This is a genomic window from Streptomyces minutiscleroticus, from assembly GCF_014650875.1.
Lineage (GTDB): Bacteria > Actinomycetota > Actinomycetes > Streptomycetales > Streptomycetaceae > Streptomyces > Streptomyces minutiscleroticus.
The window spans coordinates 91,577-105,917 of the sequence record NZ_BMVU01000023.1 but is presented as its reverse complement, the minus strand read 5'-3'; the positions used below and the strand labels follow the sequence as shown (position 1 = coordinate 105,917).

At 74.3% G+C, this 14,341-nt stretch carries 13 protein-coding genes; 9 read left to right on the top strand and 4 right to left on the bottom strand.

What is annotated here, in order from left to right; all coding sequences use genetic code 11:
* Positions 1 to 366: 366 nt before the first annotated feature.
* Positions 367 to 525 carry a hypothetical protein gene (locus IE271_RS22120; protein ID WP_190192128.1) on the bottom strand — a complete coding sequence of 53 codons (159 nt, stop codon included), beginning with the start codon at positions 523 to 525 and terminating at the stop codon, positions 367 to 369.
* Between the two features lie 166 nt (positions 526 to 691).
* Between IE271_RS22120 and IE271_RS22115 the strand changes: the two genes are divergently transcribed.
* The 4 genes from IE271_RS22115 to IE271_RS22100 all read left to right on the top strand — a co-directional run bounded on the left by IE271_RS22115 (position 692) and on the right by IE271_RS22100 (position 4,178).
* Positions 692 to 1,675: a Bug family tripartite tricarboxylate transporter substrate binding protein gene (locus IE271_RS22115; RefSeq protein ID WP_190192154.1), complete on the top strand. Its 984-nt coding sequence runs from the start codon at positions 692 to 694 to the stop codon at positions 1,673 to 1,675.
* 98 nt (positions 1,676 to 1,773) lie between these two features.
* Complete coding sequence (locus tag IE271_RS22110) at positions 1,774 to 2,256, top strand: tripartite tricarboxylate transporter TctB family protein (protein WP_190192155.1); 483 nt, start codon at positions 1,774 to 1,776, stop codon at positions 2,254 to 2,256.
* A gap of 1 nt (position 2,257) precedes the next feature.
* The gene (locus IE271_RS22105) at positions 2,258 to 3,784 is read left to right on the top strand and encodes a tripartite tricarboxylate transporter permease (protein ID WP_190192127.1); all 1,527 of its coding nucleotides are present in this window, start codon (positions 2,258 to 2,260) and stop codon (positions 3,782 to 3,784) included.
* 178 nt (positions 3,785 to 3,962) lie between these two features.
* Positions 3,963 to 4,178 carry a hypothetical protein gene (locus tag IE271_RS22100; RefSeq protein ID WP_190192126.1) on the top strand — a complete coding sequence of 72 codons (216 nt, stop codon included), beginning with the start codon at positions 3,963 to 3,965 and terminating at the stop codon, positions 4,176 to 4,178.
* Positions 4,179 to 4,246: 68 nt separating this feature from the next.
* On the opposite strand, the gene IE271_RS22095 is transcribed toward IE271_RS22100, so the two are convergent.
* Positions 4,247 to 5,449: a heme/hemin ABC transporter substrate-binding protein gene (locus IE271_RS22095; RefSeq protein ID WP_229919486.1), complete on the bottom strand. Its 1,203-nt coding sequence runs from the start codon at positions 5,447 to 5,449 to the stop codon at positions 4,247 to 4,249.
* Positions 5,450 to 5,542: 93 nt separating this feature from the next.
* Between IE271_RS22095 and IE271_RS22090 the strand changes: the two genes are divergently transcribed.
* The 4 genes from IE271_RS22090 (at position 5,543) to IE271_RS22075 (ending at position 11,090) form a co-directional block, all read left to right on the top strand.
* On the top strand, positions 5,543 to 6,355 hold the full coding sequence (locus IE271_RS22090) for a neocarzinostatin apoprotein domain-containing protein (protein WP_229919485.1): 813 nt from the start codon (positions 5,543 to 5,545) through the stop codon (positions 6,353 to 6,355).
* A 121-nt stretch (positions 6,356 to 6,476) separates the two neighbouring features.
* Positions 6,477 to 7,481, top strand: a complete 1,005-nt coding sequence (locus IE271_RS22085; RefSeq protein ID WP_190192125.1) for an HtaA domain-containing protein — start codon at positions 6,477 to 6,479, stop codon at positions 7,479 to 7,481.
* 328 nt (positions 7,482 to 7,809) lie between these two features.
* Positions 7,810 to 8,346, top strand: coding sequence for a hypothetical protein (locus tag IE271_RS22080; protein ID WP_190192124.1), 537 nt, complete (start codon positions 7,810 to 7,812; stop codon positions 8,344 to 8,346).
* A gap of 95 nt (positions 8,347 to 8,441) precedes the next feature.
* The gene (locus IE271_RS22075; protein WP_190192123.1) at positions 8,442 to 11,090 is read left to right on the top strand and encodes an immunoglobulin domain-containing protein; all 2,649 of its coding nucleotides are present in this window, start codon (positions 8,442 to 8,444) and stop codon (positions 11,088 to 11,090) included.
* 240 nt (positions 11,091 to 11,330) lie between these two features.
* On the opposite strand, the gene IE271_RS22070 is transcribed toward IE271_RS22075, so the two are convergent.
* Together IE271_RS22070 and IE271_RS22065 are read right to left on the bottom strand one after the other, a co-directional pair.
* Positions 11,331 to 11,696, bottom strand: a complete 366-nt coding sequence (locus IE271_RS22070) for a hypothetical protein (protein WP_229919484.1) — start codon at positions 11,694 to 11,696, stop codon at positions 11,331 to 11,333.
* Between the two features lie 81 nt (positions 11,697 to 11,777).
* The gene (locus IE271_RS22065) at positions 11,778 to 12,704 is read right to left on the bottom strand and encodes a CPBP family intramembrane glutamic endopeptidase (protein ID WP_190192121.1); all 927 of its coding nucleotides are present in this window, start codon (positions 12,702 to 12,704) and stop codon (positions 11,778 to 11,780) included.
* 466 nt (positions 12,705 to 13,170) lie between these two features.
* Here IE271_RS22065 and IE271_RS22060 point away from each other — a divergent pair, with 466 nt between their 5' ends.
* Entirely contained in the window at positions 13,171 to 13,983 is an 813-nt protein-coding gene (locus tag IE271_RS22060) for a type VII secretion system-associated protein (RefSeq protein WP_190192120.1), read from the top strand.
* The last annotated feature ends 358 nt before the right edge of the window (positions 13,984 to 14,341 follow it).

Here is a 14,341-nt window from a genome sequence, read left to right as displayed (position 1 = left end):
CGCACCCGTTCGGCCCTTTGGCCGGAACGGTGCGGCGACCCGGACGCTGCGGGGCAGCCCCGACGCCGCCCGCCGAGGCCGCTCGCGCGCGATCGAAAGCTCTGCGCCCGGCCGTCGCTCTGCCGCGTGCAATTTCCCCCACCGCGTACGGCTTCCCCGCTGCGTGCGGTTCCCCCATGGGATTCGTACCGGCACCGTCCGGCCCACCTCTGCGTACGACCCGACGGCGGAGTGCAGGACGTGCCCTCCGGGCGTACGGAGCCGGACCTGTCCGTCGGCACCCGCGTGGAGGCGTTCAACGCCTCGCCGACACGGCTGACCGCGTGGCACACCACCTGCCGTGCCGCCCTGCGGCTTTCCGCCGGGTCAGGACCACATGCCCGCGGCGATCTCCTCCATGGTGCCGGGCCACACGCTGTCACCGGTGAACGGCGTCTCGTCGTGCGCCTCCACCGTTGCCCTTCCGGACTCCCGCCCGATGCCGTGCGGCGGCCCGTGTCCGTGCGCCGATCCCCGTGACCACAAAGACCGCAACCTTTGTTTGTTGCGAAAGAGGGTCAGGCCGTCGACGCGTGGGCAGCATGTGGGGCGGCCTCATCGCGGTGCTCCCTGTGGTCCTGCTCCGCGTGCGCTGCGCATTCTCCGTACGAATCGGCACAACGACGTATCGACTCGACAGGTGGTGACTCACGTGCGCCTGCGCACCCCCCTGGCCCTGTTCGGGGCCGCCGTACTCGTGCTCGCGGGGCCACCGCTGCTCACCACGGGCAGCGGCTCCGAGACCGGCACCCAGATCCCCGGCCTGCGCCTCATGGTGCCCAACACCCCGGGCGGCGGCTACGACATCACGGCCCGCACGGCCGCCAAGAACGCCGAGGACGCCGGGCTCACCCACAACATCGAGGTGTTCAACCTGCCGGGCGCGGGCGGCACCGTCGGGCTCACCCGGCTGGTGAGCGAGCACGGCAACGGCAAGCTCGCGATGTCCATGGGCCTCGGCGTGGTGGGCGCGGCGCGCTCCAACCACTCGCCGAAGACACTGTCCGACACCACCCCGATCGCCCGGCTCACCGAGGAGCCGGACGTCGTCGTGGTCGCCAAGGACTCCCCGTACGAGACCATCGGCCAGCTCGTCGACGCCTGGAAGAGGACGCCGGGCAAACTGCCGGTCGGCGGCGGTTCGTCGCCCGGCGGTCCGGACCACCTCGCGCCCATGCTGATGGCGGAGGCCGCCGGTATCGCCCCGAAGCAGGTGAACTACGTTCCCTTCGACGGCGGCGGCGAGCTGCTCGCGTCGATCCTCGGCAACAAGGTCGCCTTCGGCGTCTCCGGAGTCGGCGAGTACCTCGACCAGATCAAGGCGGGCGAGCTGCGGCTGCTCGCCGTCACCGGGCCCGAGCGCGTCGACGGGCTCGACGCGCCCACCCTGCGCGAGGCCGGCTACGACGTCGACTTCACCAACTGGCGCGGCGTCGTCGCCCCGCCCGGCCTCTCCGACGCCGAGCGCTCCAAGCTGACCCGGCTCTTCGAGGAGCTGCACGACTCGGACGAGTGGCGCGAGTCCATGAAGCAGAACGGCTGGGACGACGCCTTCCTGACCGGTGACGAGTTCGGCGCGTTCCTGGAGGCCCAGGACGCGCGCGTGGTGAAGGTACTGAAGGAGCTGGGCCTGTGACGAACCGACCTGACGCCCCGTCGGCCGAAACCCTCGCCGCCTCCCCCGGCGGCGCCCCCGCCGGCACCCCGGACGGCGCGGCCGAGCGCCGCTCGTGGCTGCGCGACCACTCCGAACTCGGCGTCTGCGTCCTGCTGCTGGCCCTCGGCGTCCTCGTCCTCACCGACGTGCTGACCATGGACGTCGACATCGCCCAGCGCGGCCCGGTCGGACCGCGGACCGTGCCGCTCGTGGTCGGCGCCGGGCTGCTGGCCGTGGCCGTCCTGCTCGCCGTCGACGTGCTGCGCGGCGGCCGGGGCGAGGCCGAGTCCGGCGAGGACGTCGACCTGTCCGAACCGGCGGACTGGCGCACGGTGCTGCTGCTCGCCGGGGTCTTCCTCGCCACGGCGGTCCTCATCGAACCGCTCGGCTTCCCCGTGGCCGGCGCCCTCCTCTTCTGGGGGGCCGCCTTCGCCCTCGGCAGCCGCCACCACGATCGCGACCCGCTGATCGCCGCCGTGCTCTCGTTCCTCACCTACGCCGTCTTCGACAAGCTGCTCGGGGTGCCGCTGCCCGGCGGCCCGCTGATGGGAGTGCTGTGACATGGACGCCCTCTCCTCCCTCCTCGACGGCTTCGCCACCGCCCTCACCCCCGTCAACCTGCTGTGGGCCGTCCTCGGCGTGCTCCTGGGCACCGCGATCGGCGTCCTGCCGGGCATCGGCCCCGCCATGGCGGTCGCGCTGCTGCTGCCGGTGACGTACGGGCTCGAGCCCACCGGCGCGTTCATCATGTTCGCGGGCATCTACTACGGCGCGATGTTCGGCGGTTCGACGACGTCGATCCTGCTCAACACCCCGGGCGAGAGCGCCGCCGTGGTCGCCGCCATGGAGGGCAACCCCATGGCCAAGGCCGGGCGCGGCGCGCAGGCGCTGGCGGCGGCCGCCGTCGGCCACTTCGCGGGCGGCATGATCGGCACGATCCTGCTCGTGGCGCTCGCCCCGGCGGTGGCCGACCTCGCCGTGGACATCGGCGCGCCCGACTACTTCGCCATCATGGTGCTCGCGTTCATCGCGGTGACGTCGGTCCTCGGCGCGTCCCGGATCCGCGGTCTGGCCTCCCTCCTCATCGGGCTCACGCTCGGCCTGGTGGGCCTGGACCAGATGACCGGGCAGCAGCGGCTGACGTTCGGCTCGCTCCAGCTCGCCGACGGTGTCGACGTGGTGATCGTCGCGGTCGGCCTCTTCGCGATCGGCGAGGCCCTGTGGGTCGCCGCCCACCTGCGGCGCACCTCGGGCAGGCCCATCCCGGTGGGCCGCCCCTGGCTCGACCGGGGCGACGTGCGGCGGACCTGGAAGTCGTGGCTGCGCGGCCCGTTCATCGGCTTCCCGTTCGGCGCGATCCCCGCGGGCGGCGCCGAGATCCCCACCTTCCTGTCCTACGTCACCGAGAAGCGCCTCTCCAAGCACAAGGACGAGTGGGGCAAGGGGGCGATCGAGGGCGTCGCGGGCCCGGAGTCGGCCGCGTCGGCCTCCGCGGCGGGCACGCTGGTGTCCATGCTGACCCTCGGCCTGCCCACGACGGCGGTCGCGGCGGTCATGCTGGCCGCCTTCCAGCAGTACGGCATCCAGCCCGGCCCCCTCCTCTTCGAGCGCGAACCCGACCTGGTGTGGGGCCTGATCGCCTCCCTCTTCGTCGGCATGGTGCTGCTGCTCGCGCTCAACCTGCCGCTCGCGCCCCTGTGGGCGAAGCTGCTGCGCATCCCGCGCCCCTACCTGTACGCGGGCATCCTGTTCTTCGCGGCCGTCGGCGCCTACGCGGTCGGCGGCGAGGTCGTGGACCTGGTCATCCTGCTGTTCATCGGTCTGATCGGGTTCGGCATGCGGCGTTACGGGCTGCCGGTGCTGCCCGCCGTCATCGGCGTCATCCTCGGCCCCAACGCCGAGCAGCAGCTGCGGCGCGCCCTGCAGATCAGCGACGGCAGCGTCACCGGGCTGGTCGACACGCCCTTCTCGGTGACGGTGTACGTCGTGGTCCTGCTGATCCTGGCGTGGCCGCTGCTGAAGCGGTTCACCGGCCGCGGGCGCGCCGGACGCGCCGGGTCCGGCGGGGTGGGCGGTTCCGGCGAGTGACCTTCGTGGCTGCGGCTGCCGCAGCCACAGCCACGGACAGGCAGGGGCGCGGTGCGGTCGTCGCACCGGCCCTGGGCCGTAGCCGGGCCGATCACTACCCTGGGACAGGAGAGCCGAGTGGTGACGACGCGCACGGCGGAGGCGCGCATGACGGAGGCGCGTACGACGGGGAGGTCCGATGGTCGAGTTGGGTGTCCTGTTCGGAGGCATGGCCGTGGTCGTGGCCTTCCTCTCCGTCAGACTCGTACGGCGTAGGGGCACCGTCACCGAGAACGCCGACGGCCTCCTCGTCGAGCAGGCCAGGCGCCTGCAGGCGCAGAGCGACCGAGCCGCCTACAACGCCGCCACCGTGCACAGTTCCACGCCGACCCTCCGCGACAACCACCTCTCCTAGGCAGCGGGCCCCGCCGCCCCTTCCTGGAGGGGCGGCGGGGAGCCGTGGACCCACGGCCCCGGAAGGACCTACTCCCGGTGGATGCGGTCCACCAGGATGTCGATGACGAGCGGTGTGCGCGGGCCGAAGCCGAGCAGGACGCCGTCCTCCATGTCGACGACCCGGCGGTTCATGCCGGCCGGGGTCTGCGCGATACCCGGGATCTTCAGGAGTTCGTCGAGGCCGCCGACCGACTCCAGGCCCTTGGTCATCATCAGGATGACGTCCGGCTGCGCCGCGGCCAGCGCCTCGGTGGTGATCGGCGTGAACGGCTTGTCCAGGCCCGCCGCCGTGCCCGCGTCCACCGCGCCCGCCGCCTCCAGCAGCGAGTCGGCGCCGGAGCCCTCGCCGCCGATCAGGTAGACGGCCGCGCTGCCGCGCATGTAGAGGAAGGCCACCTTGGGCCTGCTGCCCTCGGGGACGCCCGCGCGGGCCGCCGCCAGTTCCTCGTCCATGCGCTTGTCGAGCGCCTCGCCGGCCTCCGGCACCCCGAGCGCCTCGGCGATGCGGGTGGTGCGGGTCGTGACGTCGGACAGCTTCGTCGCGGGGTCGAGGACGACGACGGGGATCCCGGCGTCGCGGATCTGCTCCACGGCCTCCTTGGGCCCGGTGTCGGTGTCGGCGAGCACCACGCTCGGCCGCAGCGACAGCACGCTCTCCGCACTCACGTCGTGCGCCTTGGTGACCTGGGGGAGCTTCTTCGCCTCCTCGAAGGTGGCCGTGACGTCCCGGCCCACGACCCGGTCGCCGAGGCCGAGCGTGAACACGATCTCCGCCACGCCCCCGTTGAGCGGCAGGATCCGCGAGGCGTCCCGCACCGTGACCCGGCGCCCGTCGGAGGAGTCCACGGTGACCGGCAGCTCAGGCGTGGGCGCCTTCCCCCCGAGCGGGACGACGGAGTTCTTCGCCAGCTGCTTCTCCGCCGCGGCGGCCCGTTCGCTCGCGGACGCCGGCGTGGCGTCCGCGGCTCCGCCCGCCCCCGTACCCGTACCGCCGCTTCCGCAGGCTCCCGTCAGCAGCGCGAGGGCCAGCCCGAGGGCGGCGAGGCGCCCTCCGGACGGACGCCCCCCGCGCAGACGGCCACCGAGCAGGCGGCCTCCGGGTGTCCGGTCCCCGGGCGGACGCCCCTGGGACGTACGCCCCCAGGACGTACGCCTCCGGGCCGAAGGCCCCTCGGACGAGCGCTCTGCGGGCCGGTCCCCTCCGGGCCGGCCCCTCCCCGATGCGCGCATGGCTCTTCCTTCCGCTCGTCCCGGTCGTCTGGCACACAGTTGACCAATAGTTTAGGTTAGGCTTTCCTTAGTTTCGCGTGGTGGGGGTGTTCCATGACCTCGGCAAGTGGCCTGCGTAGCCGCCGAGTTGGTTGTTTCCTCGCGGTCGCGGCGGCGTCCGCCCTGCTGCTCCCGGCCGCGTCACCGGCGGTGGCCGCGGGCGGCACGGCGACGGGCCCCGAGGGCCAGAAGCTCACCGTGTCCAAGTCCGCGGGCCTGGCCGCGGCGGGCGAGACGGTCACCGTGACCGGCTCCGGATACAACACCGAGAAGGGCATCTACGTCGCCTTCTGCGTCGACAACGGCGCCGGGAAGACGCCCACGCCCTGCGTCGGCGGCGTCGACATGTCCGGCGAGTCCGGCGCGTCCGCGTGGATCTCGTCCGACCCGCCCTCCTACGGCGAGGGACTGGCGAAGCCCTACGGCGGCAGCGGCCACGAGGGCACCTTCAGCGTCAAGATCAAGGTGCGCGCCAAGGACGCCACCACCGACTGCACCGCCTCCGGCGTGCGCTGCGCCGTCATCACGCGCAACGACCACACACGGGGCGGGGACCAGAGCCAGACGGTCCGCATCCCCGTGACGTTCGGCTCGGGTGCACAGAGCGGCGACTCCGACGCGTCGGCGACGCCCGGATCGAGCGCGACGGCCGGGGCGGGCCCGACGGGCTCCACCGGCGGAACGGGACCGACCGGCGGCAGCGGCTCCGCCACGCCCTCCGGCACCGCGGCGGACGGCTCCATGGCGAGCACCGGCTCCGACCTCGCGCTGCCCGTGGGGCTCACCGCCGCCGGACTGGTCGCGGCCGGGGCCGGCGCCTGGTTCTGGGCGCGCCGACGCCGCGCGGGCGCCCCGCCCGCGGACTGACACCAGGCGACACCACCCGGCACCCGCCGGCACCACCCGGCACCAGGCGATACCGGCCGACATACACCAGGTCGGCCGAGACGACCTCACGCCCCAGAGGGAAGACCGAGGAGAACCGAAGATGGCGAAGAGACCCGGCGCCGTCGTCCTGGCGGCCGGCGCCCTGTTCGCGCTGTGCTGTCCGGGCACGGCGACCGCGCAGGACCGGCCCGGCGGGGAGTCGCTTCCGCGCCAGGTGACCGGGGGGTACGTCGGCTGGTCGGCGGGCGACGGCGAGACGGCCGACCGGGGCCTGACGTTCGGCGTCACCGCCCCCGCCGTACGGCACTCCGGCGGCCCGGCCCGCTTCCCGGCCGTGCGGGGCGCCGCCGGCCCCGCGGACGGCGCGGCCGACGTGGAACTGGGCGGCACCGCGCGCTTCGGCGGTACGGCGGCGCAGCCCCTCGTCCTCGCCGGACTGCGGCTGCGGCTGACCGGCGACGAGGGCGTGCTGCACGCCCGTACGGTCGTCGACGGGAGGGCGCGCGAGCTGGCCCTGGCCGACGTGACCGTGTCCGGCGCCGACTCCGCCGTACGGGCGGACGGCTGGTCCTGGACCGGGCTGGCGGCCTCGCTCACCGAGGAGGGGGCGAAGCTGCTGTCCTCCTGGAGCGGCACCGGGTTCGCGGCCGGCGACGGGCTGGGCGAGCTCGGCCTGGCGGTGGAGACGGAGCCGGGCGGGGACGGGACGGAGGCGAAGGCCGGGGCCGAGGGCCCGGCGCACGCCGAGTCGCCGCAAGGCTCACCGGTCACCGGCTCCCCGCAGTCCCCCGCGGGTGCCGAGGAGGAGCCGACCGGCCGTCAGGACGTCCCGGAACCGGCCGCCGCGGTGGCCCTGGCCGCCCTCGCCGCGGGCGCCGAGCAGACGGTCACCGGCACCGGGTTCGCGCCGGACGCGGTCGTCCTGGTCGCGATCGACGGCGACACGCGGTACCAGGCGGTGGCCGGCGCCGACGGCCGGTTCACACGGAGCTTCCCGGTGTACGCCACCGCCTTCGCGGGCGAGCACACCGTGGAGCTGACCGCCGTGAGCGGTGGACAGCCGGCCGCCGTCAGGGCGTCGTTCGCGGTCACGGCCCCGGACTGACATCCGGAACCCCGGACCGGGGCCCGGAACCCCGGACCCGCACCCGGGCCCCGGTCCGGCGGGCGTGCATGTGGCACCCCATGCACGCCGTATACGCGTACACGGCGTGCGCGAACCGGTGGCACCACAAGCGCGCCGTACAGGACAAGGCGCAGACGAGCAGTACGCGACGAGAGGAGCGGGCCGCACGGTCCGCTCCTCGGCATGCCCCAACGGCCTCGCACAGCAAGCGAGTCGATGGCTTTGCCGTCCATTGACAAACAACTGAAGATCGTATTTAGGTATGCCTAACCTAAGTTCGGCTCGCCGAGATGAGAGGTCCTCCCCCATGAGAGTCCCCGTCGCCCGCACCGCCGCCCGTGCCGGCCTCGCCGTCACCGCCTCCGCCGCCCTGACCCTGGGCCTGGCCGGGTCCGCCTCCGCCGCCACCTCGACCCGTACGGTCACCGACGGCGGCACCACCTACGACCTGTCGGTGACCGCGCCGGACACGGCGTCCGCCGGCGGCCAGGTCGTCACCGTCTCCGGCTCCGGCTTCAACCCCTCCCAGGGCATCTACGTCGGCCTGTGCGTGGTCGACGGGGCCCAGGGCGCCGCCAAGCCCACCCCGTGCCTGGGCGGCCAGGACGAGTCCGGCTCGACCGGCGCCTCGCACTGGGTCAACAACACCTTCGGCGGACTGTTCGCCAACACCTCCAAGTTCGGCACCGGCGGCAGCTTCAGCGTGCAGGTCTTCGTCAAGGCCACCCTGGAGGACGGCAGCGTCTGCGGCGAGGACGTCGACTGCGCCGTGGTGACGCGCGCCGACCACCTCGACAGCGGGGACCGCAAGTACGACGTCCACGTCCCGATCGCCTTCCGGTAACCGTTCCGCCGGCCGGGCCCGTCACGGGGCCCGGCCGCTCCGGCGTCCCCCGGGTGCGGGGCGCACCCACGAGTGAGGAACCCTCCATGCCCTCCATGAACTCCGTGAGAGACGACGCGGCGGGCCGGCCCGCGCCGTCCGGCGCGGCGCGACCCCGGCACAGACGCCCCGCGGCGCTCCTCGGCGCCGCCGCCCTGGTGGCCGCCGCGGCGGCCGCCGTCACCACCGGCACGGCCGCGCAGGCCTCCGACACGCCGCGGACGGGGCTCGGCGCGAACGGCCAGCGGCTCACCGTCTCCGCCACCGCGAACCTCGACCCCGACGGCGAGACGCTCCGCGTCACCGGCAGCGGCTACGACGCGACCAAGTCCGTCTACGTCGCCCTGTGCAAGGACAACGGCGACGGCCGCATCCCCACCCCCTGCATCGGCGGCGCCGACCAGACGGGGACCGGCGGCTCCTCCCAGTGGATCGTCCCCGAGGGCGACGTCCACGAGGGCGACCTCGCCGTCACCTGGGGCGCCGGCGGCACCTTCGACGTCGGGATCGAGGCCAAGGCCGAGGACACCGGCCTGGACTGCACCCAGGTCGCCTGCGCGGTCGTCACCCGCGTCGACCACCGCAACGCCGGCGACCGCTCCCAGGACGTCCGCGTGCCCGTCGCCTTCGAGGGCCGCGAGCCCGGCGGGGGCGACGGCGGCGACGGCGTGGACGTGCCGCCCGGCACCGTGAGCTATGTGAAGTCGGCCGAGTTCACGACGGCGGGCAAGGTGCGCGACCTCCTGCTCCACCCGGAGTCCGGGAAGCTGTACGCGGGCTCCGAGAACGTCGTCGACACCGGCGACGTCGACGAGCGCGGCCTGTACGCCCTCGACCCCGCGGACGGCAGGGTCCTCAGCCACCTCACCCAGGCCCCCGGAAGCAACGGCGCCCCGGCCGCCCGGGCCGTCTCCCTGCTCGGCGGGCCGCTCGCCGGCGACGGCGTCGTCTTCCACTACCCGCTGCGCGGCATCGGCACCGCGAAGGACGGCGACCGGCAGGCGGCCGGCGTGTGGCTCACCGGCTCCACCGTCACCGGCGTCGGCCCGGGCACCGAGGCCGCCACCGCCCTGGTCGCACAGGGCGCCACGCTCTCCGAGGTGGAGACGGCCACCGGCACGGTCCGGCGCACGGTCACCCTCGACGGCGGCTCCGTGCTCGGCGTCGACGCGGCCCGCGACGCCGCCTGGTCCGCCGGAGGCTCCGGCGGGCTGCTGCGCCGCGTCGACACCTCCGGCACCGACTCCTTCACCGTCACCGCGACGGCCGACCTGCCCTCCGGGATCGTCGACTTCGCCGAGACCGACCCCGCCACCGGCAACGTCTGGGTGGGCAGCGGCGACTCGGTGCTGGTCTACGACCCGGCCGCCGAGCTCCTGAAGACCGTCTCCGGCCCCGACCGGGCCGCGGACGTCGCCTTCGACACCGCCACCGGGCGCGCCTTCGTCGTCTGGCAGGACAGCGGCGACACCGGCAGCGGCGCCGACAACGTCGGCCACCTCGGGGTGTACGACACCACCACCTTCGCCGAGGCCGCCCGGCAGGCCGACCTGCCGGGCAACCACGCCCAGCTGGGCAGGGCCACCGTGGCGGTGTCCAAGGGCGGTACCACGGTCTACGTCGCCGGCCCCGCCGAGGCCGTGATCACCAAGCTGGACCTGCGGATGTCCCCGAAGGTCACCCGGTCCCCCACGGACCGGACGGTCGCGCCCGGTGACGAGGTCACCCTCGTCGCCGCCGCCGAGGGCACCCCGGAGCCCACCGTCGGCTGGAGCGTCAGTCCCGACGGCGGCCAGACCTGGAAGGCGATCGAGGGCGCGACGGAGAACGCGTACGCCTTCACCGCACGGGCGGCCCAGGACGGCTACCGGTACCGCGCCGAGTTCGCCAACGAGGCCGGCAGGACCCGCACGGCGCCCGTCACGCTCACGGTGGAGGAGCCCGACGACGGTGGCACGGGCGGCGGCACCGGCGGGGACGGCGGCGGGAACCCGTCCGGCCCCTCCGGCACGAAGACCGTCACCGGCGCCGAGGGCCAGAAGCTCACCGTCACCCCGGTCAACGACCTGGCCACCGAGGACCAGACCCTGAAGGTCACCGGCTCCGGCTACGACGTGGAGAAGGGGATCTACGTCGCCCTCTGCGTCGACAACGGCGAGGGCGAACTGCCCTCCCCGTGCATCGGCGGCGTCGACATGACCGGCGGCTCGCACAGCTCGGCGTGGATCTCCTCGAACCCGCCGGACTACGGCGAGGACCTGGCGACCCCGTACGGCGACGGCGGCACCTTCTCGGTCGAGCTGACCGTCGACGCCCGGGACGAGTACACCGACTGCTTCGAGGCCAAGTGCGTCCTGGCCACCCGCGCCGACCACACCCTCTCCGGCGACCGCTCCCAGGACGTGAAGGTCCCGGTCGGCTTCGTCGGCCAGGACCCGGTGGACACGGACGACACGGACGGCGGTACGGGCGGCGCGGACGGCGGCACCGGAGGTACGGCCGGCACGGACGGCGGTTCGACCGGCGGCAGCGGCTCGGCCTCCGGCGCGAGCGGCGGCACGGCCGGTACGTCCGCCACGGGCACCACCGGCGGCAGCCTCGCCTCCACCGGCGCGGCCCTCGGCACGGTGGCGGGCGCGGCCGCCCTGCTCACGGCGGCGGGCTGGTACCTGCGCCGGCGCGCCCGGACGGCCCGGCGGAGCTAGCCGGAGCCGACGGCAGTCACGACATGTGCGCGTGAGGGGCCCTGGTGGGCGGTTACCGCCCACCAGGGCCCCTCACGCTCGTACACCTCTCAACGCCGCATCGCCGCGCCGCCGACCGGCTCGCCACCCGCCCTCGCTCACCCTCAGCCACCCCGCAGGAACCGCTTGGCGGTGTGCGCGAGGGCGGCCGCGATGCCGGACAGGGCGACGGCACCGCCGCCGGTCGAACGGGCCACGGCACTAGGCGGTGACGAGCTCCGCTTTCTTGTCCTCGGCCTCGGCGGCGCTGTCGGACTCGTCGGCGTCTGAGTCGGTCTCGTTGTCGGCGTCGGAGTCGGAGTCGTCACCGTCGTCGTCCGACTCGCCCCCCACCATGCCGAGGAAGCGCCGGATCTCCTCGACCGACATGTCGAGCCCTTCGGACGCGGCCTCCTCACCACCGAACACCTGCACCGCCTCGGCGACGGCCACGGCGAGTTCCGCCTCCGCCTTGCGGACCTTGCCCTCGGCCTTGTCCACGGTGTCGACCACCGAGAGCTGGCGGCGCTGCTTCTCCTGGAGTCTCTGCTTGCGGGAGGGCGGCTTCTCGGAGTTCTGCGCAGTCATGACCAAGATCATAAGCAGCCGCGTACCCATACCGAAATCACCAACTCGCGTGCCGCGCGGAGTCGTTCGCGGGCGGTGGGCTCAGTGGGACCGGGGCGTGGGGCTCGCGAGTCCGAGGCGGCCGCGCGTGGCGGCCAGGACGACGGCGGCGGCCACCACCGAGGCCAGCAGGAACGCGTGCCCGGAGTAGCCGGGGCCGGCGTCCGGGAACACGTCCGTCCAGGCCACGGACACGAAGTTGTTGACGCTGACGTGGGACAGCATGACCACCGGCATGCTCCCGCCGGTGCGGTTGAAGATCCAGGTCATCACGAAGCTGAAGGCGACGACGGTGACCAGGAACTCGAGCACGGTGAAGGCGTCGCGCCCGGGTCCTCCCCACTCGGTGAGGAACAGGGGGAGGTGCCAGGCGCCCCACAGCACGCCGACGAAGAGGGTCGCGGTCACCGGCCCGTACCGGTCCTGCATGCGCGGCATGGCGAACTCGCGCCAGCCGGGCTCCTCGGCGAGGCCCGTCGTGACCATCTGGAGCACCAGGCCGGGCAGGAAGGCGGCCAGGACGGCCACGGGCGGGACCGCGGGGGCCCGGCCGGTCAGGACCGAGGTGGCGGCGGTCAGCACGGCCGGCACCGAGACGAGGACCACGGCGTACCAGGTCCACTTGACGCGGAACTTGGTCATCCGCCGGCGCCAGGCCCGCAGCCCCTCACGGCCGTCGCAGGCCGCGGTGACCAGCAGGGCCGAGGCGATCGGGCCGAGGTAGGCGCCGGGGAGCACGCCCAGGAGCTGGCTGCCGAGCTGCCCGCCGGGGAAGGTGAGGTCCCATGCCGCCAGGCCGTTCCGGGACAGGACGTAGGGGGTCCAGGCGATCCAGCTCAGGGCGAACGCCAGCGTGAAGAAGGAGGTGAGGGGCCGGCGGCGGAGGAGGGCCCGCACGCCGGTCCCGGGGTGTTCCGCCGGCTGGTGCGGCGGCTGTCCGACGTCGACGCCGGGCGCCTGCAGGGTCATCGGAGGCTCCTTCGCTCAAGATTTTTCTCCGTGCCCCAAGAACAGCACCGCGGCACCGCCGGCCTCACTCCCGCGCGCACCCTGATCCGGGGTGCAGCAGGCTGTACCCGAGCAGCGCCGGACACACTGTCGGGATCGTCGTCATAGGCTCCGGCGAACGCCCTGCCGCCACCACCGGCGGCCCCGTCCGTCCCACATGACGAACCGCTCCCGGCGCCCCCGGCCGTTCCCGTGCCAAAGGTCGGCTGAATCGTTCCGTCACTTTGTCCGGGCGCGCCTCACTGCTCCCGGAACGTCCCCGGGCCGGACCGTGAAAGGGCACGCGGGCGCCCGATTTCGGGCCCTGCCCGGACGCCCACGGACGGGGCTCGTGTGGCATCCTGTTGGCTCCCGACTGATCAGTGTCGGCGTGTGAGCATGCCGTTCGGCACCGAGCATTCGTACGGACCCAAGAGTTCAGGTGGAAATGCGGCCCGGAGAACAGCAAGAGGCCAGACCTGGCGCCCCGGTCGCGTTGTCCGATGCGGAACAGGCCGCCGCGCCCGAGGCGCCCGCCTCCGGTGCCCACGAGGACGCCGACTCCCCCGAGATACCCGAGGCCGTGCGGGCCGCCGCCCGCCGGGCTCCGGGCCACTGGATCGGAGTGGTGGACCCGGAGTGGACCGAGGAGCGCACGCCGCCGGAGTGGGCGGTGCTGGGAGAGTGGCGGTCCGACGAGAGCGGGGGCGTCGGGACCTACCGCGCCAACCCGGAGTACCGGCCCTCGGCGCGGGTGCTCGGCTGGCCCGAGCCGACCGACCCGGTGGACGCGGCGGCGCAGCGGGCCGCCACCGGCTACGGCACGGTGGACGAGGCGCTCGCGGCGCTCGCGGAGGCGGAGGTCACCGTGGTGCGCGGACCGGCCGGAGGGCCCCTCACGGCCGCCGGGCGGGACGGGGCGCCGGTGGTGCCGGTGTTCACCTCGCCGGAACACGAGTTCATGTCCGCGGCACTTCACCATGACACCCTTCCCGCACGGGAGCTGGCCCGTTCCGTGAGCGGCACCGGCACCCTGCTGCTGGTCAACGCCGGGGCCGCGGCCCCCCTGCTCGTTCCCGCGGACAGCCTTCCCGGTCCCGTGGACGGGCCGGACGGCGCGGCGGAGGACGGTGCGGCGGCGGAGGACACCGCCTCCTCGGGCGCGGAGGACCGTACCGGCCCTCAGGGCGGGGCCACCGCCGCGGACCGGACCGGCGGCCCCACCGGACCCCGGCCCCGCACCTCAGGGAGGACTCCGTGACGCGTTCGGCACAGCAGTTCCCCGTCCCGCGGGCCGCGCGTGCGGAGTCCGGCGCCGGGGACGGCCGGTGCGCCGGTTCGGCTCCGGGCCCGTCCCCCGTTCCCCCCGTGTCCCCGCGCAGTCGTCTCCCGGACCGCCGCCCCGGCGTACCGGGCGGCTTCGGCGACGGCAAGGGGGCGGGAGCACAGGACCGCGACGGCGCCGGCGGGCGGAGGCGGTGGTCCGCCTCCGGCGGTGCGGTCCGCGTCGTGGACGCCGGTCACGGCCGCGGGGCCCGGCCACGGCCGGGGAACCGCCCGGGCACCGGCACCCTGCGGAGGAGCGTCTGACCGGGCGCCCCCGCACCATCGCTCCCCCT

Bases quoted from the DNA above. Each gene is read 5' to 3' on its own strand.
- IE271_RS22065 (WP_190192121.1), bottom strand. From the start codon at position 12,704: ATGACCCTGCAGGCGCCCGGCGTCGACGTCGGACAGCCGCCGCACCAG.
- IE271_RS22060 (WP_190192120.1), top strand. From the start codon at position 13,171: ATGCGGCCCGGAGAACAGCAAGAGGCCAGACCTGGCGCCCCGGTCGCG.
- IE271_RS22100 (WP_190192126.1), top strand. From the start codon at position 3,963: ATGGTCGAGTTGGGTGTCCTGTTCGGAGGCATGGCCGTGGTCGTGGCC.
- IE271_RS22095 (WP_229919486.1), bottom strand. From the start codon at position 5,449: ATGCGCGCATCGGGGAGGGGCCGGCCCGGAGGGGACCGGCCCGCAGAG.
- IE271_RS22090 (WP_229919485.1), top strand. From the start codon at position 5,543: ATGACCTCGGCAAGTGGCCTGCGTAGCCGCCGAGTTGGTTGTTTCCTC.
- IE271_RS22085 (WP_190192125.1), top strand. From the start codon at position 6,477: ATGGCGAAGAGACCCGGCGCCGTCGTCCTGGCGGCCGGCGCCCTGTTC.
- IE271_RS22075 (WP_190192123.1), top strand. From the start codon at position 8,442: ATGAACTCCGTGAGAGACGACGCGGCGGGCCGGCCCGCGCCGTCCGGC.
- IE271_RS22080 (WP_190192124.1), top strand. From the start codon at position 7,810: ATGAGAGTCCCCGTCGCCCGCACCGCCGCCCGTGCCGGCCTCGCCGTC.
- IE271_RS22070 (WP_229919484.1), bottom strand. From the start codon at position 11,696: ATGACTGCGCAGAACTCCGAGAAGCCGCCCTCCCGCAAGCAGAGACTC.
- IE271_RS22105 (WP_190192127.1), top strand. From the start codon at position 2,258: ATGGACGCCCTCTCCTCCCTCCTCGACGGCTTCGCCACCGCCCTCACC.